Source organism: Deinococcus betulae (assembly GCF_020166395.1).
In the GTDB taxonomy this organism is placed as follows: domain Bacteria; phylum Deinococcota; class Deinococci; order Deinococcales; family Deinococcaceae; genus Deinococcus; species Deinococcus betulae.
On sequence record NZ_JAIQXU010000007.1, the window covers coordinates 86,426 to 101,950 of the forward strand.

Annotated in this window: 11 protein-coding genes and 3 tRNA genes; 10 read left to right on the top strand and 4 right to left on the bottom strand. The window is 63.7% G+C overall.

Features of this window, described 5'->3' with window-relative positions:
- The first annotated feature begins 271 nt into the window (after nt 1-271).
- Entirely contained in the window at nt 272-1,351 is a 1,080-nt protein-coding gene (locus tag K7W42_RS07480) for a C39 family peptidase (protein ID WP_224573559.1), read from the top strand.
- A 619-nt stretch (nt 1,352-1,970) separates the two neighbouring features.
- Nucleotides 1,971-2,780, top strand: a complete 810-nt coding sequence (locus K7W42_RS07485) for a Lar family restriction alleviation protein (protein WP_224573561.1) — start codon at nt 1,971-1,973, stop codon at nt 2,778-2,780.
- Here K7W42_RS07485 and K7W42_RS07490 read toward each other — a convergent pair.
- Nucleotides 2,761-3,849: an alpha/beta hydrolase gene (locus K7W42_RS07490; protein ID WP_224573563.1), complete on the bottom strand. Its 1,089-nt coding sequence runs from the start codon at nt 3,847-3,849 to the stop codon at nt 2,761-2,763. The genes K7W42_RS07485 and K7W42_RS07490 overlap by 20 nt on opposite strands.
- A gap of 246 nt (nt 3,850-4,095) precedes the next feature.
- Between K7W42_RS07490 and lon the strand changes: the two genes are divergently transcribed.
- From lon to K7W42_RS07520, 6 genes are all read left to right on the top strand, one after another.
- Nucleotides 4,096-6,540 carry an endopeptidase La gene (gene lon, locus K7W42_RS07495; RefSeq protein WP_224573565.1) on the top strand — a complete coding sequence of 815 codons (2,445 nt, stop codon included), beginning with the start codon at nt 4,096-4,098 and terminating at the stop codon, nt 6,538-6,540.
- Nucleotides 6,541-6,621: 81 nt separating this feature from the next.
- A complete protein-coding gene (locus tag K7W42_RS07500) occupies nt 6,622-7,578 on the top strand; it encodes a hypothetical protein (protein ID WP_224573567.1) in 957 nt (318 codons plus the stop codon).
- Between the two features lie 59 nt (nt 7,579-7,637).
- Nucleotides 7,638-8,165 carry a YqgE/AlgH family protein gene (locus K7W42_RS07505; protein ID WP_224573569.1) on the top strand — a complete coding sequence of 176 codons (528 nt, stop codon included), beginning with the start codon at nt 7,638-7,640 and terminating at the stop codon, nt 8,163-8,165.
- A gap of 77 nt (nt 8,166-8,242) precedes the next feature.
- Nucleotides 8,243-8,317 (top strand) — tRNA-Asn (locus tag K7W42_RS07510).
- 267 nt (nt 8,318-8,584) lie between these two features.
- Nucleotides 8,585-8,878: a hypothetical protein gene (locus K7W42_RS07515; protein ID WP_224573571.1), complete on the top strand. Its 294-nt coding sequence runs from the start codon at nt 8,585-8,587 to the stop codon at nt 8,876-8,878.
- 126 nt (nt 8,879-9,004) lie between these two features.
- Nucleotides 9,005-9,208 (top strand): hypothetical protein, encoded by a 204-nt coding sequence (locus tag K7W42_RS07520; protein ID WP_224573573.1) that lies wholly within the window; start codon nt 9,005-9,007, stop codon nt 9,206-9,208.
- A gap of 1,230 nt (nt 9,209-10,438) precedes the next feature.
- Here K7W42_RS07520 and K7W42_RS07525 read toward each other — a convergent pair.
- The 3 genes from K7W42_RS07525 to K7W42_RS07535 all read right to left on the bottom strand — a co-directional run bounded on the left by K7W42_RS07525 (nt 10,439) and on the right by K7W42_RS07535 (nt 11,698).
- A tRNA-Gln gene (locus K7W42_RS07525) sits at nt 10,439-10,511 on the bottom strand.
- Nucleotides 10,512-10,517: 6 nt separating this feature from the next.
- Nucleotides 10,518-10,593 (bottom strand) — tRNA-Tyr (locus K7W42_RS07530).
- A 214-nt stretch (nt 10,594-10,807) separates the two neighbouring features.
- A complete protein-coding gene (locus K7W42_RS07535; protein ID WP_224573575.1) occupies nt 10,808-11,698 on the bottom strand; it encodes an EamA family transporter in 891 nt (296 codons plus the stop codon).
- A 499-nt stretch (nt 11,699-12,197) separates the two neighbouring features.
- Here K7W42_RS07535 and K7W42_RS07540 point away from each other — a divergent pair, with 499 nt between their 5' ends.
- Both K7W42_RS07540 and K7W42_RS07545 read left to right on the top strand, forming a co-directional pair.
- Nucleotides 12,198-12,689 carry a YciE/YciF ferroxidase family protein gene (locus K7W42_RS07540; protein ID WP_224573577.1) on the top strand — a complete coding sequence of 164 codons (492 nt, stop codon included), beginning with the start codon at nt 12,198-12,200 and terminating at the stop codon, nt 12,687-12,689.
- A gap of 2,188 nt (nt 12,690-14,877) precedes the next feature.
- A complete protein-coding gene (locus K7W42_RS07545; protein ID WP_224573579.1) occupies nt 14,878-15,174 on the top strand; it encodes a helix-turn-helix domain-containing protein in 297 nt (98 codons plus the stop codon).
- The last annotated feature ends 351 nt before the right edge of the window (nt 15,175-15,525 follow it).

Here is a 15,525-nt window from a genome sequence, read left to right on the forward strand (position 1 = left end):
CCACTTCGTTCGCCCCAGAGTAGTTGAGGTTTCTTCCCTTAACCGCTCTGGGTTCTGCGGTGAGGGCGTTGGGAGGAGTTCAGGGTGCCTTCCACATCAGCTTTACTGTGCTCTGGACACCACGACCTGTTTCGCCCAGTTCAGAGTCACGCTGCGCCATCACCGCAGGTGCCTCTGGAGTCTGGCCCAAGCGCCGTTGGCCAGACGCTGTGGTCGGGCTGTCCGCCCTCATCTCCCGCCTCACCCGGCGCGGCATCATGCGCGCAGCACCATGCGACCATTTCTAACCCTGTTTCTGGCAGCGCCTCTGCTGTGCCTGGGCAGCGCGGAGGCCCTGACCATGACCTATCCTGCGTCCACCACCCTGATTCACGAACGCCCCGCCGACTGGGCCGCCGGTGAGGCGCGCGGGGTCACGCTCAGTCCAGGCGGCCTTCAGGTCAGCCCTGGGGCCACCAGTGGCACGTATACGTCGGCGCCGCTGCCTGCTCCTGCCTTTGACGAACTCGTGCCCTCATGGAACGCCGTAACCCCTGGGCGCGGCAGCGTCAGCTTGGAGGTGCGGGCGCGGATGGGGAACACCTGGACGCGCTACTTTAGCTTTGGCACCTGGAGCAGCGCGGGCGACCGCAGTAGCCTAGGCGGCCAGCAGGACGCCGCTGGCCAGATGCTGACCGATACTCTGCGGCTCAGGGGCAAGGCGGCCGCTTTTCAGTACCGGGTGACCCTGCGGGGTGCGGGCACTGGGGTCAGCCTCCTGGCCTTCAACACCTCGGACCGGGCGCGGCGGGCCTCGGGGCTGGGGACGCCCGGCGACCGCGCCCTCTGGGGCAAGGTGCTGAACGTGCCGGCGCGCTCGCAGATGCTGTACCCAAATGGCGGCGAGGTCTGGTGCAGCCCTACCAGCGTCAGCATGCTTCTGGCGCACCACGGCATTCAGGTCACGGTCCCCCAGGCGGCGGCGGCCACCTTTGACCGCGCCTACGACGGCACCGGCAACTGGCCCTTTAACACCGCCTACGCCGGCAGCTTTGGCCTGCGCGCGTTCGTCACACGTCTGCCCAACCTGGCCCAGGCCGAGCGCTTCGTGGCGATGGGGGTGCCGCTGGCCGTCAGCCTGGGCTGGGGCGCCGGCAAGTTGCCCGGCGCCGCCCTGCCCACCAGCAGCGGGCACCTGATGGTGCTCGTGGGGTTTGACGCCCAGGGCAACCCGGTGCTGAATGACCCCGCCGCCCCCACCGATGCGGGTGTGCGCCGCACCTACCCCCGCGCTGCCTTTGAAAAACTGTGGCTGACCCACAGTGGCGGCCTGGCGTATGTGGTGACGCCTAAGGGTGTGGCGTTGCCGTAGGGATGGGCAGCGTAGCCCGGCGAACAGAAAATGGGTCTTTCCGCGCAGGAGAGGACAGGCCTCCCTGACTGCTTAATTCCTATGTCTGAACCTGTCCCTGCCGCCGAAACCCTAGTGCTGTCGGGGGGCACGGGTTGTAGAGGATTGACTGAGCTTGGTTTTGCGCTCGGCATGGATTTACTGCTGCTGGTGTCGGGGTAGGGCCGGGGGTACTGGATTGTTAAACGGCCCCTGTCTTGGCGCGTGACAAGGACACAACCTTCAAATGGTTCAATGCCAGCGAGCTGTCCGCACTGGGGATGGGGCCGCTGGCTGATCAGTCTTTTTGTGTGCCTGGCCTTTCAGACTGAGGATCGGCAGCGACAACAGCTGGTGGCTGGACCCAAGAGCCAGAGACGTTCAAGTGACCAGGCTGCGTCGTCATTCTCAATCACGCAGACTGGTCCAGGTTGGCGTCGGCACCTCTGGGCGGCATGAGTAGAGCGGGCAAGCCAGAGATTCGCGCCGCCAGATGTTCTTTCACAGGCCATAGTTTTCGTGATGGCAAGCAGGCCTCGACGTGACTGTCTACGTTCGTCTCTGACCTTTTCTGCCCCCTTCTCGCCTTAAACTCCCCCGCATGGACTTTCCCACCCCCTGCCCGGCCTGCGGACACGCCAACCGCGTGGCCTTTACGGAAAGCGGCGTCCATGACGTGACCTGCGCGCAGTGCGGGGCGCGGTCCTGTGTGTTTCTGCGCAAGCAGCGCTTTGAGGTGCTGTTTGACCTGGGGACCCGCGCCCTGATGGACGGGTACGCCCGCGAGGCCGTGGCCAGTTTTGCGGCGGCGCTGGAACGATTTTTCGAGTTTTATGTCCGGGCTTTCGCACTGGAACAGGCGGCGAACACCGACCGCGACTTCAGCCTCGTTCAAGGGGCGCTGGACGGCACCTGGCGGCATGTGGCCAGCCAGTCCGAGCGGCAACTGGGCATGTTCGCCCTGTCCTACCTGCTGCGTCAGGGCCGCGAGCCAGATTTCCTGACGCCAGCCGGGCTGGGCACCGACTTTCGTAACCGCGTGATTCACCGGGGCGCCCTGCCTACCCGCGCCGAGGTCGATGCCTATGCCGCGGCTGTGTTTGCCCTGATGGACCGGCTGCTGAGTGAACTGGGCCCAGCCGCCGCCCACGTCGAACTTGCGCAGGAGCAGGTGTTTGCCGCCCACCTGGCCCGGCTCCCAGCGAACGTAACCGCCGTGTTCGAGGAACATCCCGGCATGTTCCGGGCGCGGCGGTTTGGAGGTCTGGCGCCGGCCGTCAAACCGGCCCGCCCCGAGGTCGCCGGAGGACGCAGCGTGAACGACGCCAAAGCCTTTCAGCAGGCCCTGTTTCAGCAGGCGCTGGCCGAACGGGGTGCGTTGCTGCGGGCGTTCAAGGGCTCACGGGGGTAAGGCCGCCCAGCCACCAGTGCAGAAAACCCGGCAGGCGGGCGCGCCACGCCGCTTCGTCGTGCCAGTGGCCCCCGCCTACTACAAACTGAACCTCCTGCACTTGGGGCCGTAGGGTCTCGGCCAGCGTCTGGGCTAGGGCAACGGTCTCGGCGGCGCTGGCCAGACTGCTGCCCTCATGGTCGCCCATGTCCAGCCACACGCGGGCCTGGGGGGCGCGGTGGCCCTGCTGCCAGCGCAGAAAGGCAAAGTCGGCGGGCCACACAGCCGGGCTGAACACCCCCAGCGTGCCGTAGGTGCTGGGGTCGCGCAGCCCGCAGTAGGCGGTGATCAGCCCCCCAAAAGAAGAGCCGGCCAGAGCCACCTGTGAGGCCGGCACGCTGCCAAAGCGCACCAGCAGCTGCGGCAGCAGGAAGTCTTTGAGCCAGTCGGCGTACTCGTCGGCCCCCGACACGAAACCGTTCAGTTCAAAAGGAGAAGGCACGTAGCGGCGGCTGCGGTCATCCCCCACAGGTAAGGCAGCGACGCGGCAGGGGAGACCTGCGTCGGCGAGGGTCTGAGCCGCGCCCGCCGCGTCCCAGCTCTCGCCTGCAAAAGTCGGCCCCTCGTCAAAGACGTTCTGACCGTCATGCAGAATCAGCAGCGGTAAGGGGCCAGTGTCATGCCCGGCTGGCCACCACAGCCGCACGGCCTGGTCGCCCCAGGGGGCCGCCAGCGTGATGGCCTCGCGCGGTGGGGCACTGCGGGCGGGGCGGCCCTGACCAGCGCGCGCATCCTGCCAGCCCGCGACCTCCAGCTGGATCACGGTCTCGCCGCTGACCACGACCTTGTGCGCCGGAGCGCGGCCTCCCCAGGCGTCTCCCTCTTCTGTCACTGTTCCGTCAGAGTGCCGGGCGCGCACCTTTACGCCGGTCAGCGCCCCCATAGGCAGGTCGGCGGCAAGCTCGCCCGCCGCAGTAAATGTCCAGCCTTCGGGGTCACTGCTCCAGCCCCGGTGGTCACCAGTCAGAAACAGCGTCTGGGCCGGTGGCGAGCCATGGGGAAGGCGGAGACGAAACACCATGCGGGGCATGCCGCCCAGTCTGGCAGGTCTGCCCAGCAATTGTTCAAGGCTGCGTCAGCTTCGCGTGAGGGTTATGTCAGGTGCTGAGCGATAGGCTTTTGTCGTGGAGAACGAGTTTTGTTAGGTCCGCGCCCAGGCGCCGCCGCACTTGTCCCCACCCGTTAAACTTGATATACTTGCACTCAAGTTTCCTGGTCTTGAATTTTCAGGAACCCGCTCTCGTCACGACCCACCCGGGCCAAAGGAGTTCCGACCATGCCCACCCCCCTTCCCCAGAATGTCCCCGTCTGCCCGGTTCGCGGCAGCGTGATTTACCCGACCATGGTGCAACACATTGACGCCAGCCGTTCGCTGTCTATTGGCGCCATTGAGGCCGCCATGGCCGGCGAAAAGGTGATCCTGATCGTGTCCCAGAAGGACAAGGATGTGGATGATCCCAAGGGCGCCGACCTCTACGACGTGGGCACCGCCTGCAACGTGCTGCGCGTGCGCAAGAACCCCGATGGCACGGTGCAGATGCTGGTGTCGGCGGTGGCCCGCGTGCAGGCCAGCAACTACCGGCGCGGCGATTACCTGACGGCTGACATCACCCCCCTGAATGCCGAAACCGACAACCCCGTCGAGTTGCAGGCCCTGAGCCGCGAACTGCGCGAGCGCTTTGACACCATCGCCCAGAACGGCAAGATCAGCGCCGAGAATGTGCAGACCATCCAGGCCAAGGACGACATCGGCGAGATGGCCGATCACATCGCTTTCAACCTCGACTTCAAGCTGGAAGACAAGCAGGCGCTGCTGGAACAGGCCGGCCTGACGGGCCGCGTGCGCAAGCTGCTGACGCTGCTGGACACCGAGCAGGAAGTGCAGGCGGTGCAGGCCAAGATTCGCGCGCAGGTCAAAGAAGAGATCGACAAGAACCAGCGCGAATACTACCTGCGCGAGCAGATGAAGGTTATTCAGAAGGAATTACAGGGCGGTGAGGACGGCGAAGAAGGCGACGAAGCTGAAGCCTTCCGCGTCAAGCTGGACGCCCTGGAGCTGAAGCCCGAGGTGCGCAAGGACCTGGACCGCGAGGTCAACCGCCTGGCCCGCATGCACCCCGACGCCGCCGAAGCCAGCGTTATCCGCACCTACCTGACCTGGGTGACCGAGCTGCCTTGGAACACCCGCAGCGATGACCAGTTGGATGTGGGCCAGGCCTCGCAGATTCTGGATGACGACCACTACGGCCTGGAAAAGGTCAAGGACCGCGTGCTGGAGTTCCTGGCCGTGCGCCGCCTGCGCAAGGAACGCGCCGAGCGCGGTGAACTGAGCGCCGAAGACGTGAACAAGGGACCGATTCTGGTCTTTACGGGCCCTCCCGGCGTTGGGAAGACCAGTATTGCGCAGAGCATCGCCAAGGCGCTGGGCCGTAAGTACGTGCGCATTGCCCTGGGCGGCGCGCGCGACGAGTCGGACATTCGCGGTCACCGCCGCACCTATATCGGCGCCATGCCCGGCCGCCTGATTCAGGGCATCCGCAGCGCAGGCACCAAGAACCCCGTGATTCTGCTGGACGAGGTGGACAAGCTGGGCAGCAGCTATCAGGGCGACCCCTCGGCGGCGCTACTGGAAGTGCTGGACCCCGCGCAGAACCAGCACTTTACCGACCACTACCTGGGCGTGCCGTTTGATCTGAGCGAGGCCATGTTCATTGCCACGGCCAACTACCCCGAGCAGATTCCCCCGGCCCTGATGGACCGCATGGAAGTCATCGACTTCTCCAGCTACATCGAGCAGGAAAAGCTGGAAATCGCCAAGCGCTACCTGCTGCCGCGTCAGCTCATCGCCAACGGCCTGAAAGCCAACCAGATTGCCTTCACCGACAGCGCCCTGGAAAAGCTGATCTCGCATTACACCCGCGAGGCCGGCGTGCGCAACTTGGAACGCGAGATTGGCACGGTGGCCCGCAAGGTCGCTCGCCGCATCGCTACTGGCGAGGTCAAGCGCGTCAAGGTGACCGACAAGGAACTGGACCGTTACCTGGGCCAGGCCCGGCACATCCCCGAAACTGAAGGCAAGGAAGACATGGTGGGCGTGAGCACCGGCATGTTCTACACCCCGGTGGGCGGCGACATCCTGTTCGTGGAAACCAGCACCAGCCCCGGCAAGGGCTTGGTCCTGACCGGCCAGCTGGGCGATGTGATGAAGGAAAGTGCCCGCGCGGCCCTGACCTACATCAAGGCGAACGCCGAACGCTTCCACATTGACAAGGCGCGCATTGACGACAGCGAGATTCACGTTCACGTGCCAGCCGGCGCCATTCCCAAGGAAGGCCCCAGTGCAGGCGGCGCGATGGCCGTCAGCCTGATCAGCGCCATTACCGGTATTTCCGCCCGCCACGATGTGGCCATGACCGGCGAGATGACCCTGACCGGCCGTTACCTGCCCATCGGCGGCCTGAAGGAAAAGGTGCTGGGTGCCCGCCGCGCTGGCATCAAGCACATCATCCTGCCCAAGGCGAACGAAGGCGATCTGCGCGATATCCCGCTGCACCTGCGCAGTTCGATGAGCTTCCACCCCTGCGACACCGTGGATCAGGTGCTGGACGTGGCCCTGGTGGGCGGCCTGAAGGCCCTGGAGACCCCGCGTGATGGCCAGGCTCTGCCGGTGCCCGACGCGGCCCCCAAGCGCAAGAGCCGCCGCACCGAAGCCCGCGCCTAAGCACAATGAAGTTCTGACCCCCGCCCGTGCTGGCGGGGGTTTTTCGTGTTCTGGAGTAGTGGGTTTCTCTATGCTGTAAGCGTGATGAAACGTCTCTTATCCGTGACACTCTTGAGCCTGCTTTCGGGCGCACAGGCGGCGTATTGTTACGATAATCCTCTGTCTCAAGACAGCCTTTTTCAATTTCTACGCGGCGCTCCTAAGCAGGTCAATCAACGCTTTCTGGTTAGCGGCGCGAAAGACAACACTGTGGTTCAGGCCGCCTTGCAAAAGGGGCGCCTCTCTGAACTGGTCTATTTGACGGCTTATCCGGATAAAGACCGTTTCTTTAACCTCTTGGCGTTTTTCCCGGTCAGTGCAACACAAAGTCGAGGTTGGGTCGGTTTCGCGGATTCAGGACCGGTTTCTCTTCCTCTTGCCGGCGAGATGGCCCAGGCCCGTGCTAACGCCCAGGAAAAAAAAGGGCCGACAGCCGTTTCTCTTGCCTTTGATTCTCAGGGTCGCCTGAGCAGCTATTCCGGGCTTCTGATTGTGGACGGCTTGCTGGCTGCTAGGCAGCTGTCAGTGACTTGCGCCTATTCCCAGCGTGGGGTGGTGGAAACCATGAACATGCCGGGCGCGCACCGCACGGTGGCAACGGTGCAGTTTGGCGACAAGAAAGAAATTCGGTCCATTGAGTCTACTGTTCAGATGTACGACGGGCCGGTGGACTTTGAGACGTTTCAGCCTGCTCTGGGCAAGACCGTGAAGACTCAACTTACCCAGTTTGTTTACAGGGCTTCGGGCCAGCTGACAGCAGCCAGAGTAGGCATCCCCATCCAGCGAGACTCGGCTGGGCGGCTGATTGAGAGCGGGCCGCCTGAGTCAGAAGTGAAGGTTTCTCTGGATAGCCGGGGCAACGTTGTGCGCTTAGACAGCGAGGCGGGCGCTGAGGTTAGGGTTGCAGAATTTAGTTACGATGCAAAAGGCAACTGGGTGAAGCGGGTGACTCGTTCCGCTGGGAAAACCGTCACCACGACCCGGACCATCACCTACTAACCGTCTCCCGTAAGCCCTTGCCCTGTTCCCGCTGGCGGCGCGCCTTATCCTGTAGGCCCATGAGCAGCCCCGTTATGTTTCTTGTGGCCAGCCCCCACCTGCGCGGTGGGGTGTTCGAGGGCACCGTTATCCTGCTGCTAGAGCACGACCAGAAGGGCGCAATGGGCCTGATTGTCAATCAGCCCATGTCTCAGAGTGTGTCTGAGCTGCTGACAGAGACGCCGGGCCAGGATGATCCCGCCTGGCTGGGCGGCCCGGTGGACCCGACACTGGGTTGGTGTTTATACCCGGAAGCCGTGGGCATAGACGGCGAGATGCGGCTGTTGCCGGGCCTCAACGTGTCGAGCAGCCTGGAGGTCTTGCAGGCGGTAATGGCGGCGGGGCAGCGCTACATGCTGGTGCTGGGCTACGCCGGCTGGTCACCTGGCCAGCTTGCCCAGGAGGCGCGCGAAGGCGCCTGGGTCTGGGTGGAACAGGACTCGCCGGACCTGCTGTGGGACGTGCCAGCGAGTGGCCGCTGGCCGGCCGCGCTGGCCCGGCTGGGGGTCACGCCCGAGACCATCATGCCGGGCGGGGCGCAGGCCTGAGGGTGCGTGCAGGGCGGGGCTTGCACCCCTGCAGGGTGCGTGCTACTATCCCTCTCGCGCCAGAAACGGCCAAATATTCGGCAGTAGCTCAGTGGCAGAGCATCCGACTGTTAATCGGACGGTCGTTGGTTCGACCCCAACCTGCCGAGCCAGACAAAGCCCCCCGTCTTACATTAGGCGGGGGCTTTCATTGCTCTTTAGAGGTGCCAATGCTGCATTTGTGAAGCCCTCATGTCTCTCTGACAGCGCAAAAGGTCATCGCAGTGAGTTTTAAGGCTCCGCAAGCCGCCTGAGGCGGGCGAACTTGCGAAACTGAGTAGCAGCGTGGGTCACCCTTGCAGACCAAAGCTGTGAGAGCAACAGGCGCTCTGGAACTGCATTACCTGGGACAGCATCCACCGCCTGGGGTAGGGTGAGGAATGATTGAGGAACTCAGAGTCATGTCCGAGGCGCTGGCCCTTCAGGACACCTGGGAAGACGAACTGACCACCGAGCAGCGTCAGGCCCTGCAACAGCTCAAGCAGGATGGTTGGGAAGTCTGGCTGGAGGTCATCACGCACGAGCGGCCTATGACGCTGGTCTTCCACTGGGGCAGGATGGACGACCAGGCAAGGGAAGACTCCGACCCTGTGCCGTATCCCGGCCCCTGGGCTGAGGCCTTCGAGCAGGGGGTTGAGCAAGTCCAGCACAGGGGCAGGACGCCCCACGCTTAAGGGGGGCGGCAACGTCTGTCCTGCAGGTGTTTCTTGCCTGGGGTGAGCGCTGAGCGCGTCATTCTGCCGTCATCCACCCCTGGATAGTGTCGTGGCATGTATCTGCACGAAAGCACCCTCTGGGCCATGGCCAAATACCTGGCCGAACTTGATTTCCGAATGCGGTGTCAAAACGGCGAAACGCCCGGCGCCGCCTGGGACGCGGTGACCGAACGCTTGGCTGAACTGCTCGACACAACGGGGTATAACCTCACGTTCTTTACCCCCGAGTTGAATGTGCTGCGCGAGCAAATGATGACTTCGCCGCGCTCTTCTCTGTGTGCAAGTTGAGCTGTACAGCGGCAGCCCTCAATGCTGCCTCCGTCTTGTTTGTTTCGTCCCAGAGCTGTTGAAAGTGACGATCTTTGGCCACATTGGGCTCCGCTTTAGGAGAGGGCCATAAAAAAGCCCCACACAGCGATGGGGCGGCCCTCTCCGCCTTCACTCGGGCGGGGTGTGTTGTTCGGGTGCCTATAGCGTAGAGGGTGGGTGTTCAAAGGGCGTCAACCCATTGGTGGAGTGACCGGCTGGGCAGGACAGTGGCCGCCTACGGCCCCATTCTAAGGTTGTGGTGCCATGTCCCACTTTGCGCCCTCCACTCAGTTGTACGGCACGCCGCAGGGCCGCCTCCCATGTCAGGCGCTGAAGGATGCCGATGCCCAAGAGGTAACCGAGCCGGTCCAACCAACTGCTGGCCCTCACCTGGGACAGGATGCTCAGCCGGTAGCCCTCCGTGGACAGTGCCGAGCAGCGAAACTCTGTCCAGCCGGATTCCGAATGCTGTTTAAGAGTGCGCAGACGAAAGTGGTCCGGCCCAAGAAAGGCCACCTCCACCCGTGCGCGCCGGCTGCCCAGCATCAAAATCTTGAATTGGTCGCCCACTTCGGTCGGTCCCTCTGTGCGGCGCACCCGGCGGAACCACGCCAGCGCCGGCGGTGTCAGGGACGGCAACTGCTGGAGCATGAGTTGAAGGACCTCTGGGCCAGAGCGCTGCGGCGCAGCCAGATCAATCCAGTACTCCCGGCGCGTTAGGGGGCCGACACCGTCACGCTCATCGGTTGGGGTCCAGCCGGCTGTTGGAAACCGGAGGATCTTCGTTCTGAACGCACCCCAGAGGAGCGGTGCCAACCACCAACCACGGATCATGATTGAGTCTCCTGACTGGGTGCAGAGGGGACATGACAGCCGCGTAAAGTCTCCAGGACCCGATTTGAGGGTGACACCAGTGTTGCGTGAAGTGGTGGCAGGGCGGGTGTCACGGGCGCCTCCTCAAGCGCTGCCCATGGTGTCCATGCGAGTCACCGCACACATGAGCGGCACTAGACACAAAAAGCCCCGCACGGGGGCGGGGCAAGGAACCGCCTTCACTCGGGCGGGCACTGCTGATTTGGATGGTCTGAGTATGGGGAAGGCCCTATCACAGCGGCATGACATAAAGGGTTGTGGCAGGATTTGAGGGATGCAACCGTTTGCTCTCAAGGCAAGCCTGCTTCCAGGCTGTACGACATCCTGAGATAGAAGCAGCGCCTCCACGATTCAAACGTGGAACCAACATATCCAAAATCTGGTGCTCTCCCAATTGAGCTAAGGCGCTATGAATTGGGGTGACCGACGGGGATTGAACCCGTGACCTCTCGCTCTACAAGCGAGCGTTCTTCCGGCTGAACTACAGCCACCGACAGAAGAATGCCTGAGGACCCTCGCCTTCGGCGTCGGCCAGGCAGCGTAAGCCAATCGTGCAGGCAGGAAGGCCCTCAGATTTCGGCTATGGGTAGGGAACGGTCAGTCGTATCTGCCTTTGCTCACAGATTGCTGGCTCTTCCAGGGCAGCGCCTGTGCGCGCCCGGCGCTCTGTGGCTGCGGCTGACGCTGGATATGGGCCTGGAGAGCCTATGCGCGCCGCCACCATTGTCCGCCAAACACATGCAGGACCAGGCCCGCAAAGACCAGCGCGGCCCCCAGGACTTTGCCGGGCGGAAAGGCCTCGTGGTACGCCAGGGCGCTGGCGAGAAGACCAAACACTGGCACCAGGAGTGACAGGGGAGCCACGCGGGCCGCGCCGTGCTGCTGGATGAGCGCGGCCCACACCCCAAAGCCCAGGACGGTGTTGCCCAGGCCCATAAACAGCACAGCGGCCCAGAACCCGGCGCTGCTGTGGGTGAGGGTGCGTGCCACGGCGTCCCAGCCGTTCGTGAGCCCGGCCAGCAGGGCCAGCGGTACCGGCGGAATCAGGGCGCTCCAGACCACAAGCGAGAACATGTTCGCGCCGCCCGAGGCCCGGACCAGCAGGTTGCTCACCGCCCACCCGAGCGCGGCCAGCAGGGTGAGCAGCAGGCTGAGCGCTGTGAGGTCCCCGCCGGACAGCGCCCCGATAACGCCCATACCGCTGAACGCCAGGGTGATGCCCAGCACCTGCCACGGCTGCACGCGTTCGCCCAGCAAGCGCGCGGCCAGAAGCGCAGTGAAGAAGGCCTGCATCTGCATCAGCAGAGAACCAAGTCCAGCGCTCATGCCCAGCTGAATGGCCAGGTACAGCAGGCCGAACTGCACCACACCCACGGCCAGCCCGTAGCCCCACAGCAGGCGGGCGGGCAGGCGCGGCCTCGGCACAAAGAACACCGCAGGCAGCGCCGCCACCAGAAACCGCAGGGCCGCCACCAATAGAGGCGGGGCATCGGCGACGCTCCACTTGATCACGATGAAGTTCACGCCCCAGATGCCTGTGATAAGCAGCGCCAGGAGCAGGGCGCGGGCGTTTAGTGGAGCAGGGGCACCCGTCATGCGCGGGAGTATACGCTCCGGTTCCGGCTCCCACGTTCAGCACGGCTGGGCATGGCTCGGCCCTGAGTTGAGGTGGGAGTGGTGCGAGGCAAGGGAGGGTCCAGGCCCCGTAGACGCCCAGCAGATTCAGAGACGACACTTGGTCATGGCAGGTGAGCCTCCCGCGGCTGTGTGGGTCACTGGGGAACGGTCCTTCAGCTGCTGTCGTATCTCGTGGCATGAGACCAAAAACGAAGCTCCCGTTGAGTCTTGGCATCGGCGTGGCTCTGGGCGTGGCGGTCGGGACGGCACTCGGCAATATTGGGATTGGTGTCGCGCTTGGTACGGCGCTAGGAGCTGGCATAGGCGCGGCTATGGACGGCAGCAAGAAGAAATCCTGAGGCATACCGAAACGGTGAATGGGTGCTAGAGAGTCTTTCTGCCCTATACACAGACCAGATGAAGACCGGTTCACTCGACTGGCGGGCATGGGCGATGCCGCTCACCCACAGTGCATGACATGACAACGCTAAAGACGCTGAAAGACCTGTACGTTGAGCAGCTCCGCGACCTGTACTCTGCCGAGACCCAGCTCCTGGCGGCGCTGCCCAAGATGGCGGCGGCAGCCACGGACATTCAGCTTCAAACAGGCTTTGAACGGCACCTGGACCAGACGCGCGTGCAGGCTCAGCGGCTGGAGGGGCTCTTCAAGGAGCTGAACCTTGATCCTGGGGGCCACACCTGCAAGGCCATGCAGGGTTTGATTGCTGAAGGCGATGAGATGATCAAACAAGACGCGATCCCTGCCGTCAAGGATGCCGGTCTGATTGCTTGTGCGCAGCGGGTTGAACATTATGAAATCGCCGGCTACGGCACGGTGGTGCGGTATGCGGAAGTCCTGCAGCTTCCCCATCACGCTGAGGTACTCCGCACCAGCGAACAGGAAGAAAAGGATGCGGACCTGACCCTGACCGCAGCCGCCACCCCCATCAATCAGGCGGCGCTGGCCTGAGTGGTGAGATGAAAAGTCTTCTGCAAGTGCAATGGGGAAGACCAACGCCATAGGCGTGACACCATCAGCAGTTCAAAGCATCTGGACAGGGAGAAATGCCTGTCCATCTTTCTAGTCTTTGGCCGTCTGCTCTTACCTGATCTTGTTGCCCAGAGTGGAAAGCAGTCCGTTGTCAGAAGAGAAGTCAGCTCAGCCTGGAAAAACGCTATTGGGGTGGTCCTAGGGGTGTGACTGGAGCAATCAGCAGTGAAGGAAAAAGAAGAAAACCCCGCCTGGGGCGAGGTCTTTCCTGGTGGGACGTGTAGGACTTGAACCTACAACCCGCTGATTAAAAGCACAATGCGCGGGTGTTCGACGGGGGAGGCGGTTCTGAGTAGTGCGGAGCTGGGGCTGCGCTGAGCGCGGATTTCTGGCCTCTATGCATTCTGGCTGGGGCAGGTGGGGTAGGGGTGATTCTGTGGGGGGCGTTTGCAAAGCGTTTGACAGCTCCACCCTACTTCACCTCACCCGGCCCGCGCATGGCGTACCATTTAGGGCATGAGCGCACCCCGCCTCCTATCGAGCCCCTCACGTATGAACGTGGGCGGGTACCGGGTGGCGGTGCGCGGTAGTGGGCTAGCTTTTTGGGGTGAGCATTATTTAGGACAAGTACATAGGGCCGAGGCGTTGCGCCTTAGGCAAACTCTGGCAGTGGTTTGTGTATGGCCGCCCGCATTAGACGGCACAGTGGCCCCTGACGGCTCGCTGACCCTGCACCCCGAGGCGTGGCGAGCCCGTCATTACAGGCGGGCTGTCATGTGCGGGGCTGGGGTGTACCGCCTGGGCCTCTGGGCGTTCCTGGCCGCACGGCGGGGCCTGCAGTTCACGGCCCCTGAGCCTGGGACGAGCCCCCAGCCCCACTGGGTACAGGTGCGCGGCTTTGCTGACATTCCCACCCGTGTAGAGCGGGGCGGCTGGGGCGGCGTGCCTAGAACCATCACCATAGAGCCCATGAAGTTCTGCACCTTGGACGAGGGCACCGTCCATGAAGGCGGTCTGACCCTCAGCGTGAGCGAGTGGCGCACCCTCGCGCACGCCAACGCAGTGATGAAGGGGGCTGGGGTATATCAGGCAGGCCTCTGGGCGTTCCTGGGCAGCGCTCAGCGGGCTCACCCATCTAAGCCCCTACTTGTGCAGCGGGAGAGCGTCAATAGAGCGCCCGCCTTTCACGACTGGGGGAGCAGATCACAGAAGTTCCACCGGGTATACGTTCAAGGCTGGGAATACAGGCGGGTAGGGAAGCCGCGCCCGGTTCCGCTGAAATGGGGCATGTGGAAGGCAAGCCCCTGGGCGCGTCAGGGTCTAAGTACATGGGTTGTTGAGCCTGTGGCGTTCCGTTCCCGCCTGATGCACGCACGGGGCATATGGGGCTCTGCCGCAGACTTGGCTAAGTTGCCCGCACCGGTTGACTTTCCCCCCGCCCTGAACGCTATGGGCGGCTACGTCGAGCAGCTCGGGCCATACACCGTGAGCCGTGTGCGGGCCAGTTCCCCCAGGTGGCGCGGTACGGCGAATCACAAGCGCGAGACTCGCATGCTTGCCTTGCTTGCCTTGCGTGGCGAGGGTTGGAACTGGAGTAATAAGCACGGCTGGAAGTACCCCAAGCTCAAGGGCTTTGCAGATAAGTACCACCGTGAAGTAATGCGGGCAGGGGGCCCGCGCGTCTGGGCGGGGAACATGGTGCGATTGCTTGACGCGAGCGGCAATGCCCCAGCCATGCGGCGGGATGTGAACAAACGCCTTCGCTCGCTCGCGGTGTACTACCGTGAAACCCTCGCCCAGATACTCGCGGCGTTCAGGAAACTACGCGGGCAGACCGTCGGGCACGCGCTGGCGCTGTTCCTCTGTATGGCACGGGCTGCGTACCGCGAGGCATGCAAGCTGGGGCGCAGTCACCGTCCCCGTCGAGCCCCGCGCCCGTGCCGTTCACTTGCAAGGCCAAAACCCCCAGCCGCCCCCCTCGCACCTCCCGCGCTGTAGTTGCTGCCCAGCGCTCGCCCTCGCGTACACCGTGAGGCGCTGAGCACCGGGGCAGGGTTTCGACGCGCACGCCCAGCCGTGCCACGCACCTGCCCAGCAACACGCCCAGCGCGGCCCGAACACGCACCATGACACCGGGCACGCCTGCGGTACACCGCGAGGCGCACATATGACCTTGAGCAACACCCCCAGCGGGCACATCCCCCGCACCCCCAGCACTGCCCGGAAACTGAAACAGACCTACACCCTGCAAGAACTCGACACCCTGCCCGTGCTTGACGTGGCAGAGGTGGCCCAGCTTCTCAGGATTACCCCGGACACCGTGCGGCGCGAGATCAAGGCCGGAAGCCTGCAGGCAGAGAATTACGGCAGCGGCACCCGGCCCGTGTACCGCATCCCCCGCGAGGCCCTGCAGCGCTGGCGCGACTCGCGCACCGTGACCCCCGACACTCAGGGGCGCAAATGAAAGTGCCCCGCTGGGCGGCGGGGCTGCAGGCGGGCGGGCACTACACCGGTAGCATAACGGAACGGTTGACGGGGGGTGCGTCGCAACGTGCACCCGTTAAAAACAACCCTCAGAAACCCCTGAAACCCCACCGTCTACTCTCCTATTCGGCTGGGACGGCAAAAAACAGTAGAGGTTTTGGATTTTCAAAACCCCCCCAGTTTCCCCCCGAAACCTATCCCGCTACTCGCCACCACTCGCCCACCCAGGCGCTCCACGCGCAGAAAGGCGCGCTCAGTCGTGAAAACCTCACGCGGGCCGCGCTGGGTGCGTGCGGAGTAGGCCGGGGAGTTTCCGGGGGGCGGGTGTTCT

Bases quoted from the DNA above. Each gene is read 5' to 3' on its own strand.
- K7W42_RS07540 (WP_224573577.1), top strand. From the start codon at position 12,198: ATGACAACGCTAAAGACGCTGAAAGACCTGTACGTTGAGCAGCTCCGC.
- K7W42_RS07485 (WP_224573561.1), top strand. From the start codon at position 1,971: ATGGACTTTCCCACCCCCTGCCCGGCCTGCGGACACGCCAACCGCGTG.
- K7W42_RS07505 (WP_224573569.1), top strand. From the start codon at position 7,638: ATGAGCAGCCCCGTTATGTTTCTTGTGGCCAGCCCCCACCTGCGCGGT.
- K7W42_RS07520 (WP_224573573.1), top strand. From the start codon at position 9,005: ATGGCCAAATACCTGGCCGAACTTGATTTCCGAATGCGGTGTCAAAAC.
- lon (WP_224573565.1), top strand. From the start codon at position 4,096: ATGCCCACCCCCCTTCCCCAGAATGTCCCCGTCTGCCCGGTTCGCGGC.
- K7W42_RS07480 (WP_224573559.1), top strand. From the start codon at position 272: ATGCGACCATTTCTAACCCTGTTTCTGGCAGCGCCTCTGCTGTGCCTG.
- K7W42_RS07490 (WP_224573563.1), bottom strand. From the start codon at position 3,849: ATGCCCCGCATGGTGTTTCGTCTCCGCCTTCCCCATGGCTCGCCACCG.
- K7W42_RS07515 (WP_224573571.1), top strand. From the start codon at position 8,585: ATGATTGAGGAACTCAGAGTCATGTCCGAGGCGCTGGCCCTTCAGGAC.
- K7W42_RS07535 (WP_224573575.1), bottom strand. From the start codon at position 11,698: ATGACGGGTGCCCCTGCTCCACTAAACGCCCGCGCCCTGCTCCTGGCG.
- K7W42_RS07545 (WP_224573579.1), top strand. From the start codon at position 14,878: ATGACCTTGAGCAACACCCCCAGCGGGCACATCCCCCGCACCCCCAGC.